Annotated in this window: 27 protein-coding genes and 1 pseudogene; 7 read left to right on the top strand and 21 right to left on the bottom strand. The window is 41.9% G+C overall.

The features are described from left to right. Window positions 1-60: 60 nt before the first annotated feature. From BLR88_RS15345 to BLR88_RS15320, 6 genes are all read right to left on the bottom strand, one after another. Window positions 61-402 carry a thioredoxin family protein gene (locus BLR88_RS15345; RefSeq protein ID WP_082706105.1) on the bottom strand — a complete coding sequence of 114 codons (342 nt, stop codon included), beginning with the start codon at window positions 400-402 and terminating at the stop codon, window positions 61-63. A gap of 85 nt (window positions 403-487) precedes the next feature. Continuing rightward, window positions 488-913 (bottom strand): Hsp20/alpha crystallin family protein, encoded by a 426-nt coding sequence (locus tag BLR88_RS15340; protein WP_057899869.1) that lies wholly within the window; start codon window positions 911-913, stop codon window positions 488-490. A 93-nt stretch (window positions 914-1,006) separates the two neighbouring features. Further along, entirely contained in the window at window positions 1,007-2,347 is a 1,341-nt protein-coding gene (locus tag BLR88_RS15335; protein WP_057899870.1) for a sodium-dependent transporter, read from the bottom strand. Between the two features lie 127 nt (window positions 2,348-2,474). Beyond that, window positions 2,475-3,428 carry a magnesium/cobalt transporter CorA gene (gene corA, locus BLR88_RS15330; protein ID WP_057899871.1) on the bottom strand — a complete coding sequence of 318 codons (954 nt, stop codon included), beginning with the start codon at window positions 3,426-3,428 and terminating at the stop codon, window positions 2,475-2,477. A 509-nt stretch (window positions 3,429-3,937) separates the two neighbouring features. Further along, window positions 3,938-5,371 (bottom strand): sodium:solute symporter family protein, encoded by a 1,434-nt coding sequence (locus BLR88_RS15325; protein WP_057899872.1) that lies wholly within the window; start codon window positions 5,369-5,371, stop codon window positions 3,938-3,940. 68 nt (window positions 5,372-5,439) lie between these two features. Next, window positions 5,440-6,783, bottom strand: coding sequence for an aspartate aminotransferase family protein (locus tag BLR88_RS15320; RefSeq protein WP_057899873.1), 1,344 nt, complete (start codon window positions 6,781-6,783; stop codon window positions 5,440-5,442). Between the two features lie 117 nt (window positions 6,784-6,900). On the opposite strand from BLR88_RS15320, the gene BLR88_RS19675 reads away from it, so the two are divergent. Then, the gene (locus BLR88_RS19675) at window positions 6,901-7,059 is read left to right on the top strand and encodes a hypothetical protein (RefSeq protein ID WP_156424099.1); all 159 of its coding nucleotides are present in this window, start codon (window positions 6,901-6,903) and stop codon (window positions 7,057-7,059) included. 261 nt (window positions 7,060-7,320) lie between these two features. Further along, entirely contained in the window at window positions 7,321-8,184 is an 864-nt protein-coding gene (locus BLR88_RS15315) for a DUF421 domain-containing protein (RefSeq protein WP_057899874.1), read from the top strand. A gap of 76 nt (window positions 8,185-8,260) precedes the next feature. Here BLR88_RS15315 and BLR88_RS15310 read toward each other — a convergent pair whose 3' ends face one another. The 10 genes from BLR88_RS15310 to BLR88_RS15280 form a co-directional block, all read right to left on the bottom strand. Further along, a complete protein-coding gene (locus BLR88_RS15310; RefSeq protein WP_091261095.1) occupies window positions 8,261-9,760 on the bottom strand; it encodes a hypothetical protein in 1,500 nt (499 codons plus the stop codon). Continuing rightward, on the bottom strand, window positions 9,750-10,484 hold the full coding sequence (locus tag BLR88_RS15305) for an ABC transporter ATP-binding protein (protein WP_057899876.1): 735 nt from the start codon (window positions 10,482-10,484) through the stop codon (window positions 9,750-9,752). The genes BLR88_RS15310 and BLR88_RS15305 overlap by 11 nt, the downstream gene beginning before the upstream one ends. Further along, complete coding sequence (locus BLR88_RS19670; protein ID WP_156424100.1) at window positions 10,481-10,633, bottom strand: hypothetical protein; 153 nt, start codon at window positions 10,631-10,633, stop codon at window positions 10,481-10,483. Before BLR88_RS19670 ends, BLR88_RS15305 begins: the two co-directional genes overlap by 4 nt. Before the next feature lie 23 nt (window positions 10,634-10,656). Then, on the bottom strand, window positions 10,657-12,408 hold the full coding sequence (locus BLR88_RS15300) for an ABC transporter ATP-binding protein (RefSeq protein ID WP_057899877.1): 1,752 nt from the start codon (window positions 12,406-12,408) through the stop codon (window positions 10,657-10,659). Window positions 12,409-12,489: 81 nt separating this feature from the next. Further along, entirely contained in the window at window positions 12,490-13,851 is a 1,362-nt protein-coding gene (locus tag BLR88_RS15295; protein WP_057899878.1) for a radical SAM/SPASM domain-containing protein, read from the bottom strand. 205 nt (window positions 13,852-14,056) lie between these two features. Further along, window positions 14,057-14,188, bottom strand: coding sequence for a subtilosin A family bacteriocin (locus BLR88_RS19145; protein WP_139184999.1), 132 nt, complete (start codon window positions 14,186-14,188; stop codon window positions 14,057-14,059). Window positions 14,189-14,806: 618 nt separating this feature from the next. Then, entirely contained in the window at window positions 14,807-15,193 is a 387-nt protein-coding gene (locus BLR88_RS15290) for a DoxX family protein (RefSeq protein ID WP_057899879.1), read from the bottom strand. A 680-nt stretch (window positions 15,194-15,873) separates the two neighbouring features. Then, complete coding sequence (locus BLR88_RS19140; RefSeq protein WP_139184998.1) at window positions 15,874-16,134, bottom strand: hypothetical protein; 261 nt, start codon at window positions 16,132-16,134, stop codon at window positions 15,874-15,876. A 95-nt stretch (window positions 16,135-16,229) separates the two neighbouring features. Further along, the gene (locus tag BLR88_RS15285) at window positions 16,230-16,628 is read right to left on the bottom strand and encodes a hypothetical protein (RefSeq protein WP_057899880.1); all 399 of its coding nucleotides are present in this window, start codon (window positions 16,626-16,628) and stop codon (window positions 16,230-16,232) included. 27 nt (window positions 16,629-16,655) lie between these two features. Further along, the gene (locus BLR88_RS15280) at window positions 16,656-17,063 is read right to left on the bottom strand and encodes a hypothetical protein (protein ID WP_091261093.1); all 408 of its coding nucleotides are present in this window, start codon (window positions 17,061-17,063) and stop codon (window positions 16,656-16,658) included. Between the two features lie 124 nt (window positions 17,064-17,187). Here BLR88_RS15280 and BLR88_RS15275 point away from each other — a divergent pair. Beyond that, window positions 17,188-17,738: pseudogene (locus tag BLR88_RS15275) on the top strand (tyrosine-type recombinase/integrase); the annotation flags it as partial. Window positions 17,739-17,872: 134 nt separating this feature from the next. On the opposite strand, the gene BLR88_RS15270 reads toward BLR88_RS15275, so the two are convergent. The 3 genes from BLR88_RS15270 to BLR88_RS15260 all read right to left on the bottom strand — a co-directional run bounded on the left by BLR88_RS15270 (window position 17,873) and on the right by BLR88_RS15260 (window position 21,576). Next, on the bottom strand, window positions 17,873-19,264 hold the full coding sequence (locus tag BLR88_RS15270) for an L-cystine transporter (RefSeq protein ID WP_091261091.1): 1,392 nt from the start codon (window positions 19,262-19,264) through the stop codon (window positions 17,873-17,875). 276 nt (window positions 19,265-19,540) lie between these two features. Further along, window positions 19,541-20,872 carry an APC family permease gene (locus BLR88_RS15265; protein WP_057899883.1) on the bottom strand — a complete coding sequence of 444 codons (1,332 nt, stop codon included), beginning with the start codon at window positions 20,870-20,872 and terminating at the stop codon, window positions 19,541-19,543. A gap of 317 nt (window positions 20,873-21,189) precedes the next feature. Next, window positions 21,190-21,576, bottom strand: a complete 387-nt coding sequence (locus tag BLR88_RS15260; RefSeq protein WP_091261090.1) for a saccharopine dehydrogenase NADP-binding domain-containing protein — start codon at window positions 21,574-21,576, stop codon at window positions 21,190-21,192. Between the two features lie 674 nt (window positions 21,577-22,250). On the opposite strand from BLR88_RS15260, the gene BLR88_RS15255 reads away from it, so the two are divergent. From BLR88_RS15255 to BLR88_RS20220, 3 genes are all read left to right on the top strand, one after another. Continuing rightward, window positions 22,251-22,955, top strand: coding sequence for a futalosine hydrolase (locus BLR88_RS15255; RefSeq protein WP_057899885.1), 705 nt, complete (start codon window positions 22,251-22,253; stop codon window positions 22,953-22,955). Continuing rightward, on the top strand, window positions 22,952-23,791 hold the full coding sequence (locus tag BLR88_RS15250) for a 1,4-dihydroxy-6-naphthoate synthase (RefSeq protein ID WP_057899886.1): 840 nt from the start codon (window positions 22,952-22,954) through the stop codon (window positions 23,789-23,791). Before BLR88_RS15255 ends, BLR88_RS15250 begins: the two co-directional genes overlap by 4 nt. Before the next feature lie 380 nt (window positions 23,792-24,171). Continuing rightward, window positions 24,172-24,390 carry a GNAT family N-acetyltransferase gene (locus BLR88_RS20220; protein ID WP_254778335.1) on the top strand — a complete coding sequence of 73 codons (219 nt, stop codon included), beginning with the start codon at window positions 24,172-24,174 and terminating at the stop codon, window positions 24,388-24,390. Between the two features lie 516 nt (window positions 24,391-24,906). Here the strand turns inward: BLR88_RS20220 and BLR88_RS15240 are convergent. Next, window positions 24,907-25,401 (bottom strand): hypothetical protein, encoded by a 495-nt coding sequence (locus BLR88_RS15240; RefSeq protein WP_057899887.1) that lies wholly within the window; start codon window positions 25,399-25,401, stop codon window positions 24,907-24,909. 123 nt (window positions 25,402-25,524) lie between these two features. Here BLR88_RS15240 and BLR88_RS15235 point away from each other — a divergent pair, with 123 nt between their 5' ends. Further along, window positions 25,525-26,013, top strand: coding sequence for a hypothetical protein (locus BLR88_RS15235; protein ID WP_091261088.1), 489 nt, complete (start codon window positions 25,525-25,527; stop codon window positions 26,011-26,013). 11 nt (window positions 26,014-26,024) lie between these two features. On the opposite strand, the gene BLR88_RS15230 is transcribed toward BLR88_RS15235, so the two are convergent. Beyond that, window positions 26,025-26,283: RNA-guided endonuclease InsQ/TnpB family protein (locus tag BLR88_RS15230; RefSeq protein WP_139184997.1), on the bottom strand; the 259-nt coding region annotated here is incomplete at its 5' end.

The following is a 26,283-nucleotide window of genomic DNA, read 5'->3' as shown; positions in this document are numbered from 1 at the left end:
AACGAACGGTTTTAGCATACTATGTTTAACGCTTTCATGCAAGCAGATGATTTCCAAAAATTATTCCTTTTGTTCTTTTCCTGCTTCCTTATTAAGCAATGGTTTTAATGCTTCATACAAATCAGACACTGAACGCATAGCATACAGCTTGCGCGCCACTTTTCCATGTTCCACGAAAATTAAACAAGGCACGCTTTTGATCTCCCATTCAAATGCCAGCTCCGACATAAAGTTAATATTGCTTTTGTAAAGCGGCAAGTCAGGCAGCGTCGCTTCCACTACCTGCAACATTTTTTCAGCGACCCTGCACGTGCCACATAGCGGCGTATAAAAATAAACGGCGAACGATGCCCTAATGTCTGCGCAACGATACTTGAGCTGTTGTCCGTTTACCTCTTCCAACAAACCATCCTCCTTTTCCTTGAAAAGTAAGAAAGGAGCCTCTGTGAGACTCCCTTTCCTTCTGTATATTTCCCCATCATCACGCTTACAGAAAGTCGATGTTCACTTTTTTCTTGCGACTTGAATTCGCCTTCGGCATCCGAATTTCAAGGATACCATTTTTATAGCTCGCTTTCGATTCTTCGGCGATAACAGACGCTGGCAACATTACGGTTCGATCGAACCGGCCCGAAAAGCGCTCCCTGCGGTAAAGTTGCTCCTCTTGCACTTCATGTCCTTTATTTACCGTACCGCTAATCGTCAACGCGTTATCGTCAATCTGAATGTCGATATCTTCTTTGTTGGCAATACCAGGAATCTCGCAGGACGCCACCACGTGTGTTTCCGTCTCATACACGTCGATGCGCAGCGAATAAAGATTAAATTCGGACAATAAATCGGGAAACATGTTCATGAACTCTCGCTTCAGCATATCAAAATTACGCAAACGATCGCCTGGAAGAAATGGCATAGCAATATTCCCCCTTCAATTTTAAAGTATCTTGTTCCCCTTATTATTTTCCCGGAAATATCCGAACTCAAACATGAATATTTCATTCTACGTTTATATAACGTCTAACACATCCATAAAGACAATTATGATGACAATCGGCGCCACATAACGCAAAAGCATAAGCCATACGGCGAAAAAACGCCGTCCGTTCGTTGAACCCATACTGATTTCTTTGAGCAGCATATCCCTCTTCATCTTCAGCGGTACAAAAATAGCAATCAGCAACGCGCCAAGCGGCATCAGAATGTTGCTTACAAGAAAATCAGCAGCATCAAAAATACTCTTGCCAAATATCGTCCATTCACTTAATACGCCGTAAGACAACGCTGAAGGAACACCTGCCACAAAAATCAGCAGACCGGTAAGCCAAGCTATCTTTTTACGCTTTGTCATATCGCCTTTTACCAGTGAAGCGACGATAATTTCCAGCATGGAAAATGCAGATGTCAGTGTTGCAAACAAAAACAGTACAAGGAAAATGGTTAAAAATAAGCCACCCAGCGGAATTTTCGAAAATACCGACGGAAGCACCATAAAGAGCAATCCAGGCCCTGCCGTCGGCTCTACACCTAACGAGAACACTGCCGGAAAAATTGCCAATCCTGCAAGCAGGGAAATCAACAGATTCAGACCGACGATAGACGCTGCTGAACGCGGCAAACTCTCGTTTTGGGCGAGATACGAACTGTACGTAACCATAACCGACACACCAACACTTAGCGAAAAGAACGATTGCCCCAGCGCATACAACACCGCTTCCGAAGTCAGCTTCGAAAAGTCAGGCCGCAGGAAAAACGTTATACCTTTCATCGCGCCATCCAGTGTCAAAGAGCGAATAATCAGCACGAGGAACAAGAGAAACAAAGCCGGCATCATATACTTATTTGCTTTTTCAATCCCGTCCTGCACGCCCCGGGCTACGACAAAAATCGTGAACAGCATAAAAACAAACTGCGCACCGACCGTCATGACCGGATCGGCAATAACGGTTTCGAACAGCTTTTCATAACCGCCTTCTACATCAATTAACTGACCTGTTACACTGCGGAACAAGTACAATACAATCCAACCGCCTACTACGCTGTAGAAAGATAGTAGAATGAAACACGTCACAACGCCAAGCCGGCCAATCCAATGCCAACCTGTCCCGGGTGCAATCGTTTTATAGGCCGTAATCGCTTCCTGCTGCGTGCTGCGGCCAATGACAAACTCACCAAGCAAAAGTGGCAAACCGACGAGTACCGTAAATAAAAGAAACAAAACAAAAAACGCGCCACCTCCGCTCGTCCCAGTGACATAAGGAAATTTCCAAATAGCGCCAAGACCAATCGCCGAACCGGCAGCCGCCAAAATGAATCCCAACTTCGATGTCCATTGCTCTGACTGCTTCATTCTCCCTCTCAACTCTCCCCTTATTTTTTCTCTGCTACATATATAACGAAAACAAGTTTTTAGAAATGAAATTATATCATAATATTCTTTATAAAAAAACTATATCAAAAAATTGGAAATGAAACCTTCACATATCAAACCAACCTTTGCGGTGGAACCACCAAATCAGGGAACCGGCTACCGCAATCATAACACCCCATACCAAAAAATACCCGTATTTCCACTTAAGTTCAGGCATATACTCAAAGTTCATGCCATACACCCCGACAATAAACGTAAGCGGAATAAAAATAGACGAAATAATGGTAAGAGTGACCATAATATTATTCATACGGTGCGAAGTAAAAGAAATATAACTATCCCGCATATCCGCTGTAATGTCGCGGCTCGCATCCACAATTTCTGACAGGCGAAGCAAGTGATCGTATACGTCGGTAAAATATACTTGCGACTCTTTAAATTCGCGAAGGCGTTCCGAATTTAAAATCCGGTACAGCAAATCGCGCATAGAGCTAATGATGCGCCTCAATTTAATCAAATCGCCTCGAATCTCGAACACTTCATCCATTAACTTCCGGCTGAAATTTTCTTTCATTGTGATGTCGAGTTCATTTAAATTATCCTCAATTTCATAAACAGCAGGAAAATAATAGTCCACCAGTTTGTCAATCAACAAATAAGCAACATACCCTGGCCCCTCCGCCCAAGCCTCCTGCTTAGAAATCAGCTTCTCTTTCACTTCCCGGATTTCATGCAGTGAAGCCGTATGAAACGTGACAATAAAATCTTTTCCGACAAACATATCTACTTCTTCCGGGTCTAACGTATCCTGATTAAGCGCATGAAGCACAAAAAAATTATACTCACCATAATAATCGACCTTCGGACGCTGTAAAGCGTGAAGACAGTCTTCAATCGCGAGCGGGTGAAAATGAAAATATGTATTCAAAAGCCGTGTCTCCTCCAGAGTCGGAGCATAAAAGTTCACCCAATACCAAACAATGCGGGGGGATGACAGATGTTCGAGCGACAAATCCTTTACAAGTTCCAAGTCGTCGGTTAGCGCCAGTGTTTCTATCAAAATGGTTTTCCTCCTTTCTTTACTTCTTTGTACCCTACTTGCCTTATCTGTATGCATGCTACAACCAATGCTCGAATATAAAATGTGCCAGGTGTTATACTATCACAATCCAGAAATGAGGAAGACCATTATACCTGTTTTTCCAGGAACAAACGAAGAAAAGTCACAGAATCGCACTTTTCACGCCACTCTTTTAAAAGCGCTGCGTGATCGTGGCACGTCGGAACCATCCTCCCTTTTCAATGCTTTTGTAAATAACCAACACCTGCTGTGTAGTATATGTGACGGACTGTGTTGTAACTTTTCCCGCTTCAAAAATACGATTTTTTTCCTTATGTGTTTTTGCGCGTCTACTTAGAAAATAATCGGCTAATCAAATTATAAGTTCTATTCCAAAATCATCGCAAACGCTTACATTAAAGCGAAACTATGGTTATGCGTTACATTTACAAAAAACCCCTTTAAAGTAAATGCGTAAAGCATCTACTTTAAAGGGAAGCATTCAGTTCTTACCCATTTATCAACTTTCTGCCCTCTTCCTCTTCTACAAACCGATTCACCTCCTGCGACGGAGAAGAAGGCTGGCTCACATATGAAAGAACAACCATTGATACAATACTGGTCACAATTCCATATATGATCGGATTGGTGGAACTGAGTCCTTCAACCGCCAAACTCCCGAACACCACCAGTGAACTAATAACAATAGAATAGAGGCCAGCTTTTGCTGTTGCTTTTTTCCATAAAAATCCAAGAACCACCGGAACAAAAATCGCTCCTGATAGAATGGCATATGCTACATCCAACGCCACAAGCACGTCCTGAATCCAGATAGCAAACATAATGGCGATAACTCCAATCACTAATGTAATTAGACGCGACAAAAAAACAAACTTCTTATCGCTGATATCCTTTGGCCAGTATTGCTTCAGAATATCGTGCGATAAAAGCGTCGATGAAGCCAGTAATGTTCCTGAAGCCGTAGACATCAACGCGGAACACACGCTTGCAAGAATGAGCCCGAGAATACCAGGAGGCAGAATCTCCAGCGCCATTTTCGCGAATACATTCTGTGTATCCTTAAGAGACGGCAACGCCACCAGCGCGCACATACCGATGATGCTCAGCGCCAGCGCGTATATAAAACTATAGAGCCCTGCGTATACTGCGCCGCTGCGCGCGATTTTAGTCGTACGTGCTGTGAACACGCGCTGCCAAATGTCCTGCGATACTACCATGCCCAGCGTATAGAGCAAGAAGTATTGGAAAATTTCGCCCCAACCCATCGATGTAAAATCAAAATACGTAGCCGGCAAACGGGAAGTAAGCGCTTCCCATCCGCCCACATGTGACAGGCTCATTGGCAGCATAAACAGGAAGATACCGACAGTCATAATAATAAACTGGATAATGTCTGTCATTGTGACGCTCCACATGCCCCCTAGAATCGTGTAAAACAGCACGATCCCTCCACCTATCAACATGGAAGCAGTCATATTCCAGCCAAGCACTGCGTTAATAATGGTTCCGATCCCTATAACCTGGGTCACAGAAACCATCATCGTATAAATAGCAGCTACCAACGCGCTAAGCAAGCGTGTTTCCTTATTGTACCGCCGCCCCAACAACTCGCTGATTGTCGTTACATTCGCCCCGTAAATATGATGAATAAAAACGAGTCCAAGCACGGTAATACCAAGGCCAATCATGAAAACAAACCATATCCCGGAAAGACCGAACTGATATCCTAACTTAGCGGTTCCGATTGTGGATGCTCCACCAAGAATAACGGCGGAAAGACATCCAAGATATATAAACAAACCAAGATTTCTTCCTGCCAATGCGTAGTCTTCTGCAGTCTTCGCCTTTTTCGCCCCGACAAATCCCACAACGATTAAAATAATAAAATAAAGAAGAACAACAGTTGTATCAAGTACGCTCATCTATTTTCCTCCGTCCTCTCATTTTTACCTGCAAAAATGGACTAAAGAAGGGCCGTTCCCTCTCTTATTTAACATCCAGCGCCGGACATCACCGAACTTACTCCCATGTCCGCTTCATATTCAGTAAGTGCTTCATCCAGTATTCGCAGCCCATCATCAATCTGTTCTTTCGTTACGGTCAACGGAGGAATCATACGAATAACCTCACCCTTATTTCCGCACAGATAGAAAAGAACCCCTTTCTCCAGGCAACGGTTCAAAATATGCATGACCCCGTCGCCGTTCGGTTCACCGGTACGCGGATTAATAACCTCAATACCAATCATCAGTCCGACTGAACGCACGTCACCGATCACCGAATGCATGGCTTTCAACTCTTCCAGCTTTTCACGGGCATAAGCCCCAACTTCCCGGCAATTTTCCAATAACCTTTCTTCTTTAAATACTTCCAGCGTTGCGAGCGCCGCCGCACACGCAATCGGGTTGCCGCCGAATGTTGTACCATGGCTGCCCAGCGGCCATTGTTTCATTAGCTCCTTGGAGGCGACCGTCGCGCTTAGCGGAAGTCCGGAAGCGATCCCTTTGGCTATCGCCATAATATCAGGAGTAACACCAAACGTTTGCGCGGCAAACCATTCGCCCGTGCGGCCAAATCCAGTCTGTACCTCGTCGAAGATCAGCAAAATTCCATACCGATCACAAATCTCCCGTACTTTGCGCAACCAGCCTTGCGGCGGCACGATATATCCTCCTTCTCCGAGCACCGGCTCCAGAATCATGCACGCCACCTCTTCGGGAGTGACCTGATGCGCAAACAGAGAAGCCGCGTCTTTTTCCAGCTTGCTTGCGAAGTACGTGTCCGGATTTTCCTCTGGCGGACAATCTTTCGGATTCGCATACAGCAGTTGATACGTCAATCCGTTCGGTTGCAAATATTTTCGGTACTTGCTCTTTGAAGTAGTGACGCTTAATGCTCCCAGAGAACGCCCATGGAAGCACCCTGTAAATGAAACTACATACGGTCTTCTGGTAACATGCTTGGCCAACTTGATAGCTCCTTCAATCGCTTCCGTGCCACTATTCGCAAAGAAGAAACAATCCAGTCCTTTCGGCATGATGCGTGTCAATTCATCTGCCAAACGAAGCAGCGATTCATACATAATAACCCCGGACGGTCCGTGCATAAGCCGATCGGCAGCGTCTTTAATCGCCTGCACTACTCTTGGATGTCGATGTCCGGTGTTCGCTACCGCAATGCCTGATGTGAAATCTAGATACTTCTTGCCGTCCAATCCGTAGTAATAACATCCTTCTTCCTTCACAACCGGCAAATTCGGGTGATCTTTCGCCATCGTCGGCGCAAGCAAATCCGGCATCTTTTTGAACAATTTCATCCAGCTATTCTCTGTCATGCAAATTCTCTCCTCTGGCACGTAATTTCGTTTCTTTAGAATTTGCAAATTCTATACCATTTTTATTTTATTCTGTATTTTTTAATTTTACGAGAAACGAAAGGTTGACTAATACCGATGGCTTTTGCTATTTCCGTCGTCGTTCTGTATCATTTTCTCGCTCTTGATAATCATACCATACGCAAGCTGGTACTTATTCCGGAGAACATTCAACTCGCTTTTCACCCGTTCCATGTTTCTTCACGTAGACTTCTCATCGGCTCAACTTCCGATTGATTCATTTTTGAATAAAAACCATTTTTACTATTTCTGATATATTTAAAAAACTTTTGATACATAAGTAATTATTCATTTTTGAATTGATTGATTTATTTTTAAATTAGACGAAATGTCCGGCCTGACGAAATACCTGATTACGTATTGAAAACGTAAGGTCTAAAGCAACAAATTTCAAAATTCCATGTTTATCATTTACGCCTGCAAAGCAAACTATAAACGAAAAAAATTTGCATCTTTGTTGTCAAAGGAGGGAGTCTATTGCCTAATTTTTTAGAAGTGATTATTCGTTCCATTATATCCATTGTTGTATTGCTCTTTTTAACAAGATTGATGGGAAAACGCCAACTTTCCCAAATAACTTTTTTTGATTATGTGGTAGGAATTACCATAGGTTCGCTCGCGGCCTTTATTTCATCCGACCTTGAAGCGAATTGGCTGCATGGCTTTACCAGTTTATTTATCTGGGCGCTTATTCCTATTCTTTTCGGTTATTTAGCGCTCAAAAATAAAAAGTTTAATGACATTGTGGAGGGGAATGCGACTGTTCTGATAAAAGATGGAAAGATCATGGAGGAAAATCTAAAAAAGGAAAGATATGCTGGAGAGGAATTATTGGAACAGCTGCGTTTAAAAAATGTGTTTTCTGTGGCTGATGTGGAATTTGCTGTCCTTGAACAAAACGGGGAGGTTAGCGTGCTGTTGAAAAAAGACAAACAGCCGCTTACCCCAAGCGACTTGCAGATGAAACCAGCCCCGGTAAAAGAAGCGCAAACCGTCATTCTGGACGGCAAGATTATGCTGGAACCTCTTAAGGCGGCTGGTTTATCTGTAAGATGGTTGCACACCGCCTTGGATAAAATAGGAGTATCCTTGGATAATGTATATTTGGGCCAGGTGGATAGCTATGGCCAGCTATATGTCGATTTGTATAACGATAACATTACGGTGCCAACTCCCCAGGAACTTCCGTTAGTATTGGCGACCTTGAAAAAATGCCAAGCCGATTTAGAAAGTTTCGCACTTGAAACGACAGATCAAAAAGTCAAGCAGGAATACGAAATGAATGCCAAAGCGTTACAACAAGTTATCGAGCAGGTGACTCCTTATTTGCAACAAAAATAGCCTATGGTACCCTTCATGCAGAAGCCGCCTGAACATCCAGAACGGCCTCTGCATGAATGAATGATGCTAAAACCTGTTATACCTTCAATATACAGCTGGAAAGACGATCCGCTTTTTTTCCTTCAATGCGTAAAAATAAATAAAGAAACGCGGCTACTATAGCTTCCATTAATATAATAAGAAAAATTGTTTCAAAAAAGGAAAACACTCCGTAGTGATAGGAACCCCAGCCAATTCCTCCGTATAAACCCATAACGATAAGATTCACCAAATAGGCAATATAGCGTTTCGGATGGCGCAGCGCTTGCGCCGGACTGTTCCACGCAAACTGGGGGCATATAGCATCCACAGCCATTTTGACAAGGGTTTGCGTCAAAATGCTTCCAGCGATCGCAACCCCAAGCACGGGTATCATAACAACCGAGCCGAGCGGAAGCCACCAGAATAAAAAGATTGCAGCCGGAAAGACAGCCAATATATCTACAGCATAACAAAACCAAAGCTTGATATGAAAAAGTGCCGAAAAAGAAAGCGGAAGGCAACGCAGATATGTCCATTCCGTTCCATCCCGCGAAAATGCTACGGTAGAACTTGACATCATCATGGCTAACAAATAAATCGCCGCAAAAATAGCGCTTCCTCGCATGAATATGTCATCTGCGGAAAAAATGGAAGGAAACAGCTGCGCCGATAAGTTATTAATGAAAAAGAATACAAACACTGTTCCCAGCATGGCCATGGCAATATAGTTAATAATAAACGTAGGCGTAAGAAAAAAGTTTTTGATTTCCCTTTTCAGCAATTGATTGTTCATCCCGGGCAGAAAATCGGCCGCAACGCTCGTTTGCTTCGCCTGCTCACGCCCTTTTAGCCAGCTTTTTTCAATGAAAAATTGAAGAAGAACGGCTAACGCCCCAATACTCCCGCTCAGCCCGAACCAAAATGCTGGATGATGTACCGTTTCCGCTATCGCGTTAAGATACGCTGGATGACTTCGAAGCCAGAGCGCAGCAGTGAGAATGAACAGCACTGCCGCTAGGATTATTGCGATGTGCTGCCCCCCTTTTCTTACAGAAAATGAAAAGAGAACTAACAAAAGCAGCAAAGAAAGCTCTTGCGTGAAAACCGGAAACAGAAAGAGGCTGGCCATGATAAGGCCCCACTCCGTCCAGGAAGAGTCGCCTGCTCTCATCGCCGCGTATACAAGCGGCAAGAAAAATAACAATTTGAAGGCATAAAACCGCAACAAGGTCACCGCAAAATAAGTCCATACGATCCGGCTTTTAGTAAAGGGCAGGGCCAGCAGCGTTTCTGTATTCTTGCCGTAATAAAGCGCTGACATCAACCAGTTAAATGTCACATATAAAAAAATAATTTGCGTTCCGATCAGCGAAAGCATCACAAGATTTGAAGGCGAGAGGAAGGAAACACTGTGAAAAAAAAGCCCTGCATTTTCATAAAGAACGTTCCACAACAATATTATCGTCACGATAAATAAAATCGTCTTTTTCTTGGTAAAAGTAAAATAGTCTCGCAAGATCGTTCGCGCAAGCAGCCAGGTCGCTTTACTCCCCATGTGCTATCATCTCCATAAATACCTGCTCCAGATTTTGGTTTTGTTTTGATATGAGTTCGCTGGCAGGCCCGGCAGCGATCATCGTTCCTTGTTTCATAACGACCAGATGAGTACATAGTTCCTGAGCCATGAATAACAGGTGTGTGGAAAACAGGACGGCTCCTCCCTGCTGGGCATACTCGCGCAAGCATTCCTTAAAATACAGGATCGATTCAGGATCGAGACCTACGATCGGTTCATCCAGAATAAGCAGTGGAGCCCGCACCATAAGACCGGCGGTAAGCAACAGTTTTTGCCGGGTTCCAAGCGACATCTCACCAATGCTTTTTGCTAGATGTGGAGTCAGCTGAAACCGATTTATCACCGATTCAATTTCAACAAGAGACGAACAGTAATCAACACCATACAGATCAGCCATAAAAGATAAAAAATCTTTTCCAGTCATTTTTTCAAAAAGCACAGGATGATCGGGTACATAAAATACATTCCTCTTCGCTCGGACTGGCTCCTCCTGCAAAGAAATGCCATTGATTTCAATATCTCCAGACGTTTTCTCTAAGACACCAATAATCATTTTAATTGTAGTGGTTTTTCCAGCGCCATTTGGACCTAATAAACCGTGAATTTCTCCGGGTCGTATACAAAAAGTCAAAGGGTGAACCGCCTTGTATTCCCCGTATGTTTTGCTTAGATTTTTTACAGTAAGTACGAAAGCCGTCTTCATCGTTTCCGAACCCTTCTTATAGTATCAATGGCCCAAATGGCAGCCGCAGCCCAAATCGCATAGGTGACCCATCCGCCTTTGTTCCCGTTTTTGATGGCCACAAAGATAAATAAAGCCAGAATGACGAGCCGAAAGATAAGCTGATTCATGATGTTATCTCCTCCTTGTATGGTTATGTAAAGGCAGAAACCTCATCTTTCCACAAAGCTTGATAGGAAAGAGAAGTAGCAAACAAATATTCGTGTGTTCCTTGCGCACATATGCGCCCATTTTCAATCATAATGACCTGATCCGCTTCACGTACCATAGATAGGCGATGAGCTACCATTACAATGGTTTTTCCAAAAAATCGGGAGCGAAGCAAACGCTTGATTTGCTCCTCCGACAAATTATCCAAGAAAGCAGTAGCTTCGTCTAAAATAATTATATCAGGATTCTGCAAGATAACACGGGAAAGTGCAAGTTTTTGCCTTTGTCCACCTGATAACTGAAGACCGCGCTCTCCTACCATAGTATCCAAACCATTGGGAAGCTCTTTCACCCATCCTCCCAACCCTACTTCTTCCAAAACCTCATATAATTCTTCATCAGTTGCTTCCCTTTTTACCAGTTGTAAATTTTCGCGTATAGTCGCCAAAAAGAAGAAAGGCTGTTGCGATACAACCCCGATCTTTTTCCTCAGGCTGGTAAGCGACAGCGATGAAAGCGGAATCCCATCAATGAAAATGTTTCCCTTCGCCACCGGATAATGCCCCATAATCAAGGAAAGGAGCGTACTTTTTCCGGAGCCGCTCGCACCTACAATAGCTGTGGTGGTCGCAGGTTGAATGTCAAACGTAATGTCTTCCAACGTCTGTTGCTTCCCTTCATAATGAAAAGACACATCACGAAACACAATATGTCCCTGCAAACGCTCAAGCCGTTGTCCATCTCGTGATAAGGAAGGCTGGTCAAGCAACCAATATAAACGCTCCACACTTGCTGCTGCCCGCTGCATTTCAATCCAGTAGGTTGAAGCAACCGTCAGCGAAGAATATAATTTTTCGATGTATGTATTAAATGCAATAAGCGTACCTAGAGTAAGCAAATCTTGAGTAACAAAATATCCCCCTAAACCATAAGAAATTAGTAGCATAAAGATCACATTTCCGCTCATTGCTGCAGATGCAAAGACTGAGAAGCGTGCAAGGTGCAATTGTTGACGAATCACGCTGCGCAGGCTTTTAATATAACGGGTTCCAACAAATAATCTCCTTCCCATTTCCTGAATGAATCGAATGCCGATTATGCTCTCTTGCGTAGCTGTGAAAATGCCTGAGGCAAAGGTGCGTAACTGTAGGGTTTTTTGTTTAATCTTTTTTCCAAAATACATTTGAACCGCATAAACAGTCGGAAACAAGACGGCGCTTACTAGAAAAAGTCTCCAATCTAAATACGCCATCATGCCGAGACTATACATCATCATCATGATTTGTGAAAAGCTGAGAAAGAGAAGCCTGGATGTAAGGAAATCAACAACATTAATGTCACCTTCCATTCGATTGAGAATATCTCCCGTAGGATGACGGTCGTAGAAAGCGGCCGGAAGAGACAGTATTTTCCGAAACAGTCGCAGCCGAAAAATCGCCACAGCTCGCTGTCCAACCAGCGTTTGAATATATGTTTTCACACCTTCCAAAAGGATATGGACAAGATAAATAGAAAAAAGAAGGCAAAGTAATTGAAAGAGCAAAGCTGTATTGTTTTTCAGCAGGGCCTGATCGATAATTTCTTTTACAACCAACGGGATAGAAGAAATAAGCAAAGTCGTAACCAAAGTAAAAACCAGTAAGACGAACCACCAACTGACAAATTTCCGGTTTTCTTTCAATAAGCGCCATAAGATTTGTGAAGCCTTATGGCTATGTTGTTGCTCGGTTTTCATTTCATAAATCCTTTCTCCGTGGATATCATGAAAAGAATGGGGATATCCTTTTCTCAGGCGGATATCCCTGTCCGGTGTTCGTTATACAAACACTGGGTGCTTAGTGTAGGAAGCGAGCCCATTTTCTTCAATCCATCCGCATGGCTTCTTGTAATGCGAGTTCGCCTCAATGGCACGAAGCACACACCCATTACAATAATTTTTGTTTTTACAATTTGGGTTGCACGTTTCACTTTTTACAGGAGCCGTCATTCGAAAAAGCTGTAGCGCTCTCTCCGAACGGAAGATGTCTTCAAACGGCTGATGAAATACATTGCCCAGATCCATCACCCCCTGCGGAAACAGTACGCAAGGGCGGACATCTCCAAACGGGTTAATGGTAATGGAGCGCCAGCCGGCTCCGCAGTTCGTCCGTGCTTTTGAAAGCCGCATTTGATCGTCTGTAAGCAGAGCAATAAAGTCTTTATGTTTTTGAATCAGGGATGATTCGTATTCAAAATACTCCGTAAACTCTTTTCCCTTCTTTTTTTCGAACAAGATGTTCGTTCCCCGACCAAAGGGATCAACTTTGGAATAGCTGAACGATATAGCTCCTAGTTCTTTCGCAAGCAGCAAAGTTTCTTCAATAAGCCACATATTTTTTGGATAGACGCTCATCGCGGCGCGGACGCGAATGCCAGCATCCGCTAATTTTTTTATGCCTTCGCATGTCCGCCGGAACGCTCCTTTGACACGGCGAAGGTCTTCATGTACTTCAGCGTTCGGCCCGTCCAAAGAAATGCTGAAAAATACTTTTTCTTTGTAAGGAAGCAAAATATGAATCATTTCATCTGTAATTCTTGTTCCATTTGTTAACAATCCAACCAATTCAAATTTGTTAAGCGCTTCTTCAAGTACAGGCAAAAAGTGAGGATGAATCGTAATTTCTCCACCGGTTAGTTCCAACGTATAGATTCCGTTATCTTTTAGAATAGAAAACAGGCGCATTACGTCTTCATAACTCATCGTGTCTTCAACTTCCGGATTGCTTTCCCGATAACAGTGAGCGCAGCGAAGATTGCATCGGGCAAGCAGTTCAACGGTAGCATGAACGGGGGTAGGATAATCAAAATTTCCGGACACTTTTACTTTTTTATGGGATGGCTGTTCCATCTCCTGCAAAATGTCCATTCCTTTGAGTTGAATGAAAAAATCGCGTACCCACACATAATGAGTAGAAGGAGCTTCCTTGTATTGCTTGCATACTTCCTCTAAAATTTCCAATCCTGTTTTCGTACCATCACACCGCATTAACAGCTCTGCGGCGGTTTTGTTGATGGCGGACACACGATTGTCAGTAATTTCAGTTCGTTCGCTGGAAGGTCGGAGCAATGAGCTTTGTACCGGATTTAAATGTAATTGTACGTTGTCATGCAAAGAAAAATAATGCTCATTGAAATTCATTTTATTCCTCCATCGTGCTTACGATTTTCATCTTCCGGATTTTATTTTTCTTTTTCAGTAAGCCCATAGTGATAAATAGATAAGGGGCCTTAAGCCCCCTATCCATTCTTTGCTACATGTGCTACAATTAACAGTGAAGAATATTTTCCGCTTTTCTCAATAGAGAGAAGCAGTTTGAGCGGGATGTTTATATCTCGCTTTTTCTTTAGAAGATACCGGCAACAATGCTGACACCAAATCCTTCAAAGTCCGGGATCGGACCATCTGCTAAGCATGCCGCGCATCCTCCACAAATTGCGCACGGGTTTCCTGCCGCTTGAATGGTTGGTTTTTCCATTTTTATTCCTCCTTCACGTTCTTTGTGTACAGGTAACTCTGTACATGCTCATCATACCTCCTTCCCTAAAAAAGTGTAAACAAGCCAGAAGTTGTAACTTTTTTTTTACTGAAAATATGTTGAAAATATATTTAATTAACCAATTTTTGGTTCTTTTTTACTCCTTCATATTTCTGATGCTAAAAAATTCCTTGTTAAATATTTCTTTTTTTCTACTTAATAGTTCTTTAGATACAGAAGACGCTTGAATGGGAGAATAATTGTTTGAAAACTATGATTTTCCTTGGTATTTCAAAAATCTATGGTGCTTTGAAGGTAGAAAATTTGCTTATAATCTAAAAAAGAGGTAAGAAAAAAGGCTCTAATTTTTACTACGACATTTTATTATCCAAGAAAAGCTGGTTTTCGTTTGAGCCCGATTTAGTTGTGCTTAGCTTGTTACGCGAATAAAAAAGCCGTTCCGATTCAGTAAGCTGTTTAACTGAGCAACAGCGTCACCCTGCTATTACTCAATTTAACAGCCTCAGAACAGAAACGGCTTTTTTATTTGTTCCTTCAATTTATAACAGAATAAAAGCAATGAGTCCTATGCATAAAGAAAAAAAGAAGCAATATTTCTTACAGAAGTACGTATGCACCAGGCCCAATGAGAGCAATCCCGATAGCTACCACGATTAGCATAAGATTGTATTCGAAACCATTTTGCGTAATCCAGTATCCGTTTTTACCGTGAACAGTAACGATGGCAACAAGCATGGTAATGACAATCAAGGCCGCACCAAGCCAAGTAAATACGCCGGCAGCAAACAGCAAACCTCCCACCAATTCTCCCAGACCAGCGAGCAGAGCCATCAGTATACCCGGACGCACGCCGATGGATTCCAGCCATCCCGCCGTTCCTTTGAGGCCATATCCACCAAACCAACCGAAGAGCTTCTGTGCCCCATGTCCCGCAAATGTCAAACCCACTACCAAACGAATAAGTAACAAACCAAGATCCATCATAATATGAGTACCTCCTATTACTTATTAAAAGTATAAAACTAATTTTATATTAGTAATATACAACACATAACTTATGTTTGTAAAGTAAATATAATAAAATAATGAAAAAGAAAGGTAATGAACCTACTTTGTATACTGTATGTAGTTGAGCCTGTATAATTGTGTAAAAATAAGGACATTAAAAATATGCAGGTGATTTTGAGGAACGATTATTTTAAGGAATGGAAGCGTATTTGATGTGAAGTTGAACATTACAGTCAGTAGCCTCTCATGATGCTCAGAAATGACTCATCCAATATGGTAGTGGAACACCCGCAACATTGATTCCAAATGTATTAATGATGACGTGTCCACCAATGCACGGAACTGACGGTTTAACAGCGTCAAATCTTTGCGGCTGTAGGGGTGGAGCCGCCTCTAAAGTTTCTAAAAATCCTTCCTAAACTCTGGATACACACATAAACGACACAAAAAAACACCCATAATCCCTGATCTGGCCTAGGTTTATGGGTGTTTTATTTGCCTAGTGATTTGTCGAACTCGAGTAATAATAACCTAATCTTTAAACCTAAAAAAAGAAAATTATCTACATTAGCAAACTTAAGATAGGTTAACTGTCCTCGTTTTTCCATCCCAGCCTACTGACAATCCGAGCCCCTTAGCTAACTCCCTGCTCCTCATTATTTTATAAACTCTGGTACTATGACTGTAGAAGAAGAGCTAGCAGAAATATTTAATCCTGATGGCAGCGTGACGGACTTTTCAACAGATGCTCCAAAAGTTTGAGGAGTAAGTTGTTGAATGATACTGCTTTGGTAATACGATTCAGTGGGGCTCGAAATGGATACAGATACCTGACCTTGTGTTACTGGTGTTGCAATATGACCAGTATATCCGAATAAAGGAGATAAAAGTGGTAATATCAAAAGCGATCCTTTCATCAATATGCCTCCATGATAAATATACATAATATTCTAAATACTAGAATGATCATTGTAAAAAAGGCCAGAGATCAATCTCTGACCTTATGAAAAAGTTATTTCAAAAGTCCACCAAGTAGACCACCTAATCCATTAACCAGAGACTGAACTGAAGAAGCCAGACCATAGCCACCGTTAGTGGAAGCTGATGCAGACAGTCCATTCGGACCACTTAGGTTCGCACTGGTGTTGTATGTGCCACCAAGAACTCCTCCTAACAGACCCGTAACGCCATCTTGATTAACTGTATAAGTGGAACCAGCTTGAATGTTAAAATTAGGGCCGCTAGCATTAACTAAACTACCACTAGATACATTTGTACTTCCTACTAAACTATTAACCGATCCCAGTATATCGCCAAGACCTGCTGCAGAGGCTGGAATCGCATTACCAGCTATTAAACTACCAGCCACTAACATTGCTGAAAGTCCAACTGTTTTGATCCACTTATTCATTATAACTTCCCTTCCTTTTCTAGCATGTTATTTTAATGCTTGACCCAGATTGTTCAATAACCCACCAATAGATTGAACCGAAGATGCGAGGCCCCAGCTACCGTTTGCCGAGGTACTAGCTGAATACCCTGCATAGGATGCGGAAGCAGAGGTTCCGCTAGTTCCACCTAAAATTCCACCGCTGATTAATCCAGTTAATCCAGATTGTTCAGTCGAGTTCACCGCTTTTGCTGTCACAGTTACATCATCTACATTCAAACTGACGCCACTCTGGACATTTACTTTAGAACTACCAACTAATTGATTTACAGCTCCGAGAATACTACCAAGTCCACCATCCAGAGAATTAGTTGGTGGCTCTGCGGCAAAAGCTGACCCCATACTACCCATTAGGATTACTGTGGATAAACCTGCTGATAAAATCAGTCTCTTCATTTTACCTACCACCTTTCTAATTTATTGTTTTAAAACTTTCTAATAAGAATTATACTATTAAACAGAAAAATTTTCCATATAAAAAAAGAATATTTTTCTATTTTATACACAAATTTGAAGTTGATTTGCGGACTTATTGCATCGTATGCGGAAAAAACCGGTTCAAAGCCGAGGAGTCGAGCCCGAGGAGAAATATAAGAGGGACTATGCGTTTGTTTACCTGCTTACCTATGCGGAACTGCGTGTGGAAGAACTGTCCAATCTTAAATTAACGGACCTGGATTTGGATGTAAAACGAATTCGGATGATGGGGAAGAGGATGAAAGTCCTGACGGTGCCGATCTCCAATATCTTACTGGTTACTGGCGAAACTGGGGGACTGGTTGCAATTTCGCGCAGAAATGGCAAAAAAGAAACCGCATGTGGCCGCATCGCCATACGTCTTTTGCTCATCGAAATTTTCGGTACGGGGCGTTCAGCGAATGATTGAAAGCTACAGTCTGCCAAATAAAAAGCTCACACCACACATGTTCCGGCATACGTTTTGTAAGTGGATGTTCAAGGCGACGAACAATGATATTGAGAAAGTACGGAGGCTTGCTGGTCATAGTAATATACTTAAAAGACAGTTATAGTGATTTGGCTGATGCTGTGGAGGCGTTGCCAAAGTTCTGAGGAAATGTATTTAATCTCTGATAAAATAAACTAGAGGGTGTTCCAAAAGCGACCGCTTTTGGAACACCCTGCTCTTCTAATCTTGCTTTATAAAATTTCTCAAAGCAATAAGGTATCGTACCCCATTCTCTGCTTCATAGCGCTTCTGCTTTTTGCTGCTTCGTCTCAGCAAAAACATTTGCATCCAATTCTTTCGTTATTTTACTTGTAAGCAATCCTGCCGTCATACTTCCGCTAACATTTAAAGCGGTACGCCCCATATCAATCAACGGTTCTACCGAAATAAGCAACCCTGCTAAAGCAACAGGTAAGTTCATCGTTGATAATACTAACAATGCCGCAAATGTTGCCCCTCCACCTACTCCAGCTACACCAAAAGAACTGATGGCTACGACCAAGATTAACGTTAGAATAAAAGAAGGAGTAAATGGATCAATGCCCGCGGTGGGCGCAATCATGACAGCAAGCATCGCCGGATAAATCCCTGCACATCCGTTCTGTCCAATGGAAAGTCCGAACGAACCTGCAAAGTTTGCAATTCCTTCAGGAACACCCAATTCATTGGTTTGGGTTTTTACATTAAGCGGTAATGCCCCTGCACTGGTACGTGATGTAAAGGCAAAGATCAGAACTGGAAGCGCCTTTTTTACATATGTCATAGGGTTCAATCCCGCAAAAGCTAACAAAAGCAAATGAATGATAAGCATAATGATTAATGCAACATATGAAGCAACTACAAATTTTCCTAATTTCCAAATTGCATTATAATCGCTAGTAGCCGTAACTTTGGTCATCAATGCCAGAATACCGTATGGTGTAAGACGTAAAACAAGAGTTACAACCCTTATAATGATGGTATAGAAAGTCTCAACAATCTTAGCGAATATATCAGCTTGTTCAGGATTTTTTCGCTTGACTCCGAGAAAAGCCAAACCGATTATCGCAGCAAAAATAACCACTGCAATCGTGGAAGTTGGACGTGCACCGGTTAAATCCATGAACGGATTCTCTGGCAGTAACTCTACCATTTTTTGCGGCAATGTTATGTTTTGAATATCGCCCAGCTTTTGCTCAAGTTGTGTTGCACGAGTAATTTCAGCATCTCCTTGCTCTATTTGAACAGCTTCCAAATTAAAAGTTAACGATGTTGCAATGCCAATCGCAGCAGCAATCGCAGTTGTACCTACTAATATACCGATAATAATTCCACTAATCTTTCCAATATTATTAGACAATTTTAATTTTGTAAAAGCGGACAAAATTGAAATAAATACCAGTGGCATTACAATCATTTGAAGTAATTTTACATAACCTGTTCCTACAATGTTGAACCAATCAATAGATGTTTTAACAACTTCAGATTTTGTACCATAAAAAAATTGCATTGCAAGCCCAAATACTACTCCTACTCCTAATGCCGTAAAGACACGCTTTGAAAAAGAGATATGCTTTTTTTGCATTATATATAAGCCTGTAATAAATAAAAGCATAAAGGCAACGTTCACAATCACCAAAAATGTTGTCAATTTAACCCCACCTTGTTCTTATTTATAATCTTTCTGGATTGTTTCTTGCTTTGTCTTATCTATTTTATAATACAATAATACATATAAGTCAAATCGGGATTAATTTTCTTTATTATTTATGGAACAACCGGGCATCCTGCTTCCACTTTTTTCGCTATCGAAAAGAATAAATATTCAGGAGTGAATGTAGACATTACGGTTTAGATAAAAATAAATTAAGGGTATATCGGGAATAAAAAACCACCTCATCAAGCTGATGAAATGGTCTTCAAAGATCTAAGCTTCTTCAATTGCGAGATCTAATCTTAGTTTTTTCTTTCTTATAAAGAAGGAATAGACAACCCCGACTATAATCCAGCTCACACCAAGGATGAGAGCAGATATATGAAGGCTTGTAAACAACCACATACTAACCACTGCACCAATAGCCGGTATTACAAGATAGCGAATCGTATCCATTCCACCACGCTGCTTATTTCGCACAAAATAATGAGCAATGACAGATAAGTTCACGAATGTGAATCCAATGAGTGCGCCAAAGCTGATGAATGAAAAAATCACCTCAAGTTCACCCATTATTGCGGTAAGAGAAATAACACCGATGAATAAAATATTGAATACCGGAGTGCCAAGCTTCGGATGAATATAACCAAAAAATCGTTTTGGCAGGGAATCTTCCCTCCCCATCGCAAACAGAAGACGTGAAGCGCTTGTTTGCGATGCCAGAGAAGACGAACAAACAGCCACCATGGAGCCACTCAGGAAGAAAGTTTGTAAGAATGCACCTCCGATAAGCTCAGCAATTTCCATTGAAGCTGCATCGGCATCTTGATACGCCGCAAAATCTGGATGCACAAGCTGCAGAAAATATGAAGTTGTCGTAAACAATACTCCGCCTATCAATGCAACTAGAAAAATCGCTCTTGGAATTGTCTTTTTCGGTTCAAGCGTTTCTTCCGATAGTGTTGTAACGGCATCAAATCCTAAAAAGGAAAAACAAAGAATGGCGGCACCTGACATAATAAGCCCCAAATCAATGTTTGTTGAATAAAAAGGTTCTGAGGATATTAAAACTCCAGCGCCTATCCCATTTGTAATCCCTTTCACCATAAATCCAACAAATGTAATTGTTACAAGTAATTGAAAGGAGACAAACAAAGTATTAACATTTGCCGTTAATTTAACACCTAGTAAAGTGACAGTAGTCAGAATGGTCGCCAAAATGATGACCCATATTGGGTATGGAATCGCTGGAAAAGCAGAGGAAAGATAAACCCCACCAATAGCATAGTTGACCATCGGAAGAAATAAATAATCCAGCATAACCGCCCAACCAACAAGAAAACCGACGTAAGGACTGAAGCTTCTCTGCGTATATGTATACGTAGAACCGGCAAACGGATAGGCTTGTACCATTTTTCCATAGCTATAAGCAGTAAACAACAGAGCTACAACGATTACGATATAGGAAGTAGCTGTATGCCCTTTCGTCAGCTGTGCCACCACACCGAATGAGTCGAATACGACGAGCGGGTCCATATAAGCAAGTCCGATCATGACAACAGGTGCTAATGTAAGTATTCGCTTCAGGTTAGTCTGTTCTTTCAATGAAAATACCCCCCTTCTTTTGGCAAAACGGTCTCAATCGACGTTTCTTCTACATAAGAGTCTCTATTTTTGGTTTTAGTGAATATAGCAGGATAGCCTCCAGTAATGGAAGCTACTCCATTTTACTTACAAAAACCCTTTATTTATTAAGCCGTTTTTATAATCGGACTTGTTTTCTTAATAACATACCATTCCATTCCTCGCGCCCGTAGTCTCTCTAAAATTGCAGTCTGCGGGCTAAAGTAAGCACAAAAGCCGTCGTAATCAACTTCAGAGTTATCCCCATCGAGAATAGTAATTGTTTTTACAGTGTCCATTTAATCAGCGGCATAACGAGCAGCAACATTGGAGAATCCAAGATCACAACCCAATCCCATAATTCCTACAATACCCGCTTGTTTAAATTTACCATCCCAATCTAACTGCTGTAACAGCGAGTCTGGGCCGTCGGAAGCCATGTCGATATCATGTGTTTTTGTATCTAAGCATGCTTGCATAACTTTAAAATTATACTCCGGTATTCTCGCATAAAGCAAGACATCAACATCCGTTAAAATCGCCACAACACTTTCCGTACTGCTTGCATCTGCCTGACAAACAACAATTTCTGCAGATGTTTGTTCACGTAACTTTTTCACGAATTTCTCTGCTCCTTCGGTGAAGATATCTGCGAGAATTAACTTTTTTACATACCCTTTTTTCACAACTTCCGCAGCACATACTTAACCTACACCGCCAACACCTAAAACTGCAACATGTAAACTCAAACAGTCGTCCGCCTTAAATTAATATTCCTATCTTCGAATTCGAAACAATCAACGCTCTATCGTAACAGCTTCGCATCCCTTTTTCACTTATCGTGTCGTTTCCCTTCCATGTGCCTCCTTTTCTATTAAGACAATGAAAATTATACAATATATTCAAAATAGACTTAATATAAAAAATGTATGAAGAGTTATTATACCAAATGCAAAGCATTGTTTTTAAGCTTTTTACCCAAAAAATTTCTCAAGCATTAAGAAGTCAAAAGTAAAAAATAAACGCCCCTTACCCTGATTCAATGACGTATTGAATCATATTTCTCGAAATGAACAGAATTTTAAAAAAACTAGAATTTCTTTATTATTATGTCGAATATGAAAATCTATGTTCGTCTCCAAACATTCCCATAAAAATTTTTCAATAAACTTCCCCTCTTTACACGGCGTTAAGATAAAGATAACTTTGAATAAGAATATTATTTTAGTGGATGTAAAAATTCTTGCTGCGTTTTATAGAGAGGACAGAGCAGATAAAATATAGATTTTTTAAAAATAGTAAAGCGTGATCATGCTTGGAACAAAGTCATTGTAGATAGAAAATAAAGGAGAGCATAATTATGAATTTTGATTTGAGCGCAAAAACGCCTGCTGTTTCACACCCCAAACAACAGGAAACGGAAATGCGCGTACTCGTGATAACCTCTGTCCCAGCCGAGAAAGACGCGGTATTGCGTGGGCTTCACGGCAACAGCAGGTTCAACGTCCTAGTGGCAGGCGTCGGCCCGGCGGCTGCCGCAGCCAGCACGGCAACGGCGTTAGCAACTGCCAAGTACGGCCTGGTAGTGAACGCCGGAATTGGCGGTGGATTTGCCAATCGGGCTGAAGTAGGCTCTCTAGTGGTGGCAAACGAGATCGTCGCCGCCGACCTGGGAGCAGAAACTCCAGAAGGCTTCTGTAGCTTGGACGAGCTGGGCTTTGGCTCCACCCGCATCCCAGTCGATGCTAGCCTGGTGACCCAGGTCACAGAGGCTTTACATGCCGCTGGACTACCGGTCACTACTGGCCCGGTGCTTACTGTATCAACCGTGACGGGTACCGCTGCAACCTCCTTCGAACGAGCCTCGCGGGTACCAGGGGCGACCGCCGAGGCAATGGAGGGTTATGGCGTAGCCACCGCAGCCCATAATCATGGCATTCCAATCCTGGAAATTCGCGCTATATCGAACCTCGTCGGGCCACGTGACCGAGCTGCATGGCGTATCGAAGAAGCTCTAAACATACTAGAATCAGCAAGCTCAGTATTACTGGAGGTGTTACTATGAGAATCGCTTTTTCTCCCTGCCCCAACGACACGTTTGTTTTCCACGCCTGGGTACACGGACTTGTGCCCGGTGCACCCCGGCTTGACGTTTTATACGCGGACATCGACATCACCAACAGTCTGGCAGCGAGCCCCAACGGGCCGGACGTGCTCAAGATTTCGTATGCAGCTCTGCCATGGGTGCTGTCCGAGTACGCATTACTTCCATGCGGAGGGGCATTGGGTCGAGGCTGCGGGCCATTGGTGCTAACGAAAAGCAGTACGTCCAAAACTAAGGAACCAGCGATGCTCTCTGGCCGACGGGTCGCAGTGCCTAGTGAGCGATCAACCGCCTACCTACTGTTCCGGCTATGGGCAGCCCAGCACGTGCCAGGAGGCGTGGGTGAAATTATTGTTATGCCGTTTCATGAAATCATGCCGGCGGTGCGCGATGGTTTGGTCGATGCCGGGCTGGTAATCCACGAGGCGCGCTTTACATATCCTTCGTATGGTTTAAATCTCTTGGTTGATTTAGGAAGCTGGTGGGAAGCCGACACCCATCTACCCATTCCGCTAGGAGCAATCATCGCCCGTCGATCATTGGATCTGGAAGCGATCGCAGGCTGGATTCGCGCATCGGTCGAATACGCGTGGGCGAACCCGGAGTCATCCCGTGAGTACGTGCTATGCCACGCTCAGGAGCTGGCCCCTGAAGTAGCACAGGCTCATATTGACCTGTACGTAAACAAGTTCACCGCGAATCTGGGTGAAGATGGGTACGCAGCCGTGACCGCCCTACTTAGTCGGGCTGCAGAAGAAGGACTTGTGCCGAAAGTGGATCTGGCGGCGCTGCGCTAACACGACCCGCAAATAGTTGACCCAAGAAAAAAAGGGAGGCTGTCTCACTTATTTATGAGACAGCCCCGTTTGTTTTCACGCTGGAAGTTCGCATCTTCATCAGCTCATCGGCCGAATCAAATTAAAGCAAATGAGAGTGTTACACATTAATATATCCAAAAAATCTAATAGATAAAGAAATATTTTACAATAACCTTAACATACACTTCTTCCGTACGATAAAACAAGATAGAAAAAGGTAGGAATGTTTAATGGACATTTCGGGACAAAAAGTATTGCTGTCAAAGATATCAGTCAATGATTTGGATTTTAGAATATAATAAAGATTTATGGTATTTTGAAGAATATGTAGCGTTAGATGAAAAGGTTGTTCGAGAGAATTGTTACGTAAAATTGAAGAAAACGAAGAAACGAACCATTATAATTTTGTTGTAACTTTAGCAGCGGATAGAAGTAAAACGCCGATTGGTTTAGCACAAATTTGGAGCTATGTCAATTATAGAAAAAGCCGGGAAATCGGATTTTCAATCCTTCCTGAATATTGGAGTCGAGGTTACGGAAGCGAAGCGGCAAAGCTTTTACTACAAGTTCGCTTTTGAAAAGTTGAATGCACATAAAGTAGTCGGAATGTGTAACTCAAATAACACGCGTTCAGCAACATCAATGGAATGTATTGGTATGACAAGGGGAGCTATTTTTTAAAGAAGAACTTTTTTTAGCGAAATAAATGGATTGACCCATGCTCTTTTTCTATTCTGGAAAAAGAGTTTTGTAAAATATTAGACGAATGAAACGATGGTTGAATAACATCATGGTGTATGAATGACGCAAGATTAAGGAGATTTTTATATCCCACTACGTTCAGATAAAACGTAATAAAAAGTCGCCGGAGCGTTTCGCCTGGTCACCGAGGCCTGTTCGGCGTTCCAGAACTGGTGGGAGGTAGGAGCCCCATCAGTCCCGGTGGCTTTTTTGTATTTCCGTACAATTTGTAATTGGTTCAAGCATAGCAGATTGTCTATTTTGATTTTACCGGGTAAATAACTAACCGAGCAAATACAAAATTGTATTACTCCGTCTTTTTCAACTAAAAGTATGGGTTGTTTTTTGATTCTTCAAGGATTTTTTTCACTTTCGACAATGTTTAGTTTTATTTTTTCTATTTTTTCCTTTCCTTCTTGATTCCATGTAATGAGACAATACATCTCTTCAAAGTATTTTTTGGTATCATATATCTTATTTTCAGGAAGATCAGTTTTTATTAAACCAATTTTTTCATTTTTTATTAGAATATTGACATCAGTATATATTAATTTATGTCGGTATAAAGGGGTATTATCCTTTAGATAAAACTCTAGCGAAAAATCTTTTAAATTTTTTTCGTTCTTAAATAGGTCAGAGCCAATATATTGAATCTTGCCTCCTTCAAACTCTATAGAATTACCAAAAATTCTCGCTGAACAATTTTCTATTTTCCAGTTTTCCCCCTTCCCTTTCAACCATACTTCCTCTTTTATTTGGTTTTTCTTCTGTTCTTTTTCTTTGTCTCTCACTTCAGTGCAAGACGTAAGAAATAGAGAAATAACAAGCATCAGTGTTAATATTCTCATATAAACCTCCTATGATTCCATCAAATAACTTAATTTTACAAATTAAACCAAATAATGTTAAATATTGTATTTTTATGGTGCCATTTAATTATATAAATATTACAATAAAAAGGGGATGTTTTTATGGCAAAAAAATCGAAAATCATACCTTTGGTTGCTGCGATAAGTCTTTTAGGAAGCAGCATGGTTTTTGCTGATGAAAGCTTTCAACCGAGTTCCAGTACATCACAAATACAGTCTACTGAAAATATTTCAAACACCAATAAGCCATACAAAGTGGAAAGAGCAATCATAAACGGAAATGAAATTCCTGTTTTTTATTTCAATAGTAAAGAGGGCGCTGAGTCATATAAGCAAGAATTGATGAATCAGGTCCAACAGCAAGCTCTAAACTCGGCTCCCAATTCATCAGAAGTAGTAACACCTACCTATGGCACAAAAAGCGGCTATACATACAGGGGGGTAGACCGATATAATTATGGGCATGCAACAACTACGGTATATAATTATAGCGACAAGAGAGTGACAGTGAACCTCTCTCCAATAAATTGGAGAGCTTCTCGCTTCATCGAGCCGACTATTGTCGCACTCTCCACGAAGGCTAGTTCCTAGCCTAGCGTGTCTTACGACACGTTTTGTAGTTGTTGTACTGCCCGTTTGAGAATGTTTTTGGCGGCATTTACATCACGGTCACATTCAAATCCACAAGAAGGGCAATGATGTGTCCGTACAGCCAATGTTTTCTTTACGATTTCATCACAGCTTGAGCATTGTTGACTTGTGTTTCGTGGATCAACCAGAACAACACGCTTACCAGCACTTTCAGCCTTGTAAGTGGTGAACTGTACAAGTTGATTCCACCCTGCGTCTGCAATACTCTTT

It is taken from the genome of Aneurinibacillus thermoaerophilus, from assembly GCF_900099925.1.
GTDB classification, from domain to species: Bacteria; Bacillota; Bacilli; order Aneurinibacillales; family Aneurinibacillaceae; genus Aneurinibacillus; species Aneurinibacillus thermoaerophilus.
Note: the sequence above shows the minus strand (reverse complement) of the source record. Positions and strands in the feature narration are given on the sequence as shown.

Bases quoted from the DNA above. Each gene is read 5' to 3' on its own strand.
- BLR88_RS19670 (WP_156424100.1), bottom strand. From the start codon at position 10,633: ATGAATCAGCTTATCTTTCGGCTCGTCATTCTGGCTTTATTTATCTTT.
- BLR88_RS19675 (WP_156424099.1), top strand. From the start codon at position 6,901: ATGGCTTTTGCTATTTCCGTCGTCGTTCTGTATCATTTTCTCGCTCTT.
- BLR88_RS15310 (WP_091261095.1), bottom strand. From the start codon at position 9,760: ATGGGGAGTAAAGCGACCTGGCTGCTTGCGCGAACGATCTTGCGAGAC.
- BLR88_RS15305 (WP_057899876.1), bottom strand. From the start codon at position 10,484: ATGAAGACGGCTTTCGTACTTACTGTAAAAAATCTAAGCAAAACATAC.
- BLR88_RS15250 (WP_057899886.1), top strand. From the start codon at position 22,952: ATGAGAATCGCTTTTTCTCCCTGCCCCAACGACACGTTTGTTTTCCAC.
- BLR88_RS15340 (WP_057899869.1), bottom strand. From the start codon at position 913: ATGCCATTTCTTCCAGGCGATCGTTTGCGTAATTTTGATATGCTGAAG.
- BLR88_RS15235 (WP_091261088.1), top strand. From the start codon at position 25,525: ATGGCAAAAAAATCGAAAATCATACCTTTGGTTGCTGCGATAAGTCTT.
- BLR88_RS19140 (WP_139184998.1), bottom strand. From the start codon at position 16,134: ATGAAAGGATCGCTTTTGATATTACCACTTTTATCTCCTTTATTCGGA.
- BLR88_RS15240 (WP_057899887.1), bottom strand. From the start codon at position 25,401: ATGAGAATATTAACACTGATGCTTGTTATTTCTCTATTTCTTACGTCT.
- BLR88_RS15285 (WP_057899880.1), bottom strand. From the start codon at position 16,628: ATGAATAAGTGGATCAAAACAGTTGGACTTTCAGCAATGTTAGTGGCT.
- BLR88_RS15295 (WP_057899878.1), bottom strand. From the start codon at position 13,851: ATGAATTTCAATGAGCATTATTTTTCTTTGCATGACAACGTACAATTA.
- BLR88_RS15290 (WP_057899879.1), bottom strand. From the start codon at position 15,193: ATGATGGATCTTGGTTTGTTACTTATTCGTTTGGTAGTGGGTTTGACA.
- BLR88_RS19145 (WP_139184999.1), bottom strand. From the start codon at position 14,188: ATGGAAAAACCAACCATTCAAGCGGCAGGAAACCCGTGCGCAATTTGT.
- BLR88_RS15280 (WP_091261093.1), bottom strand. From the start codon at position 17,063: ATGAAGAGACTGATTTTATCAGCAGGTTTATCCACAGTAATCCTAATG.
- BLR88_RS15300 (WP_057899877.1), bottom strand. From the start codon at position 12,408: ATGAAAACCGAGCAACAACATAGCCATAAGGCTTCACAAATCTTATGG.
- BLR88_RS15255 (WP_057899885.1), top strand. From the start codon at position 22,251: ATGAATTTTGATTTGAGCGCAAAAACGCCTGCTGTTTCACACCCCAAA.
- BLR88_RS15335 (WP_057899870.1), bottom strand. From the start codon at position 2,347: ATGAAGCAGTCAGAGCAATGGACATCGAAGTTGGGATTCATTTTGGCG.
- BLR88_RS15320 (WP_057899873.1), bottom strand. From the start codon at position 6,783: ATGACAGAGAATAGCTGGATGAAATTGTTCAAAAAGATGCCGGATTTG.
- BLR88_RS15325 (WP_057899872.1), bottom strand. From the start codon at position 5,371: ATGAGCGTACTTGATACAACTGTTGTTCTTCTTTATTTTATTATTTTA.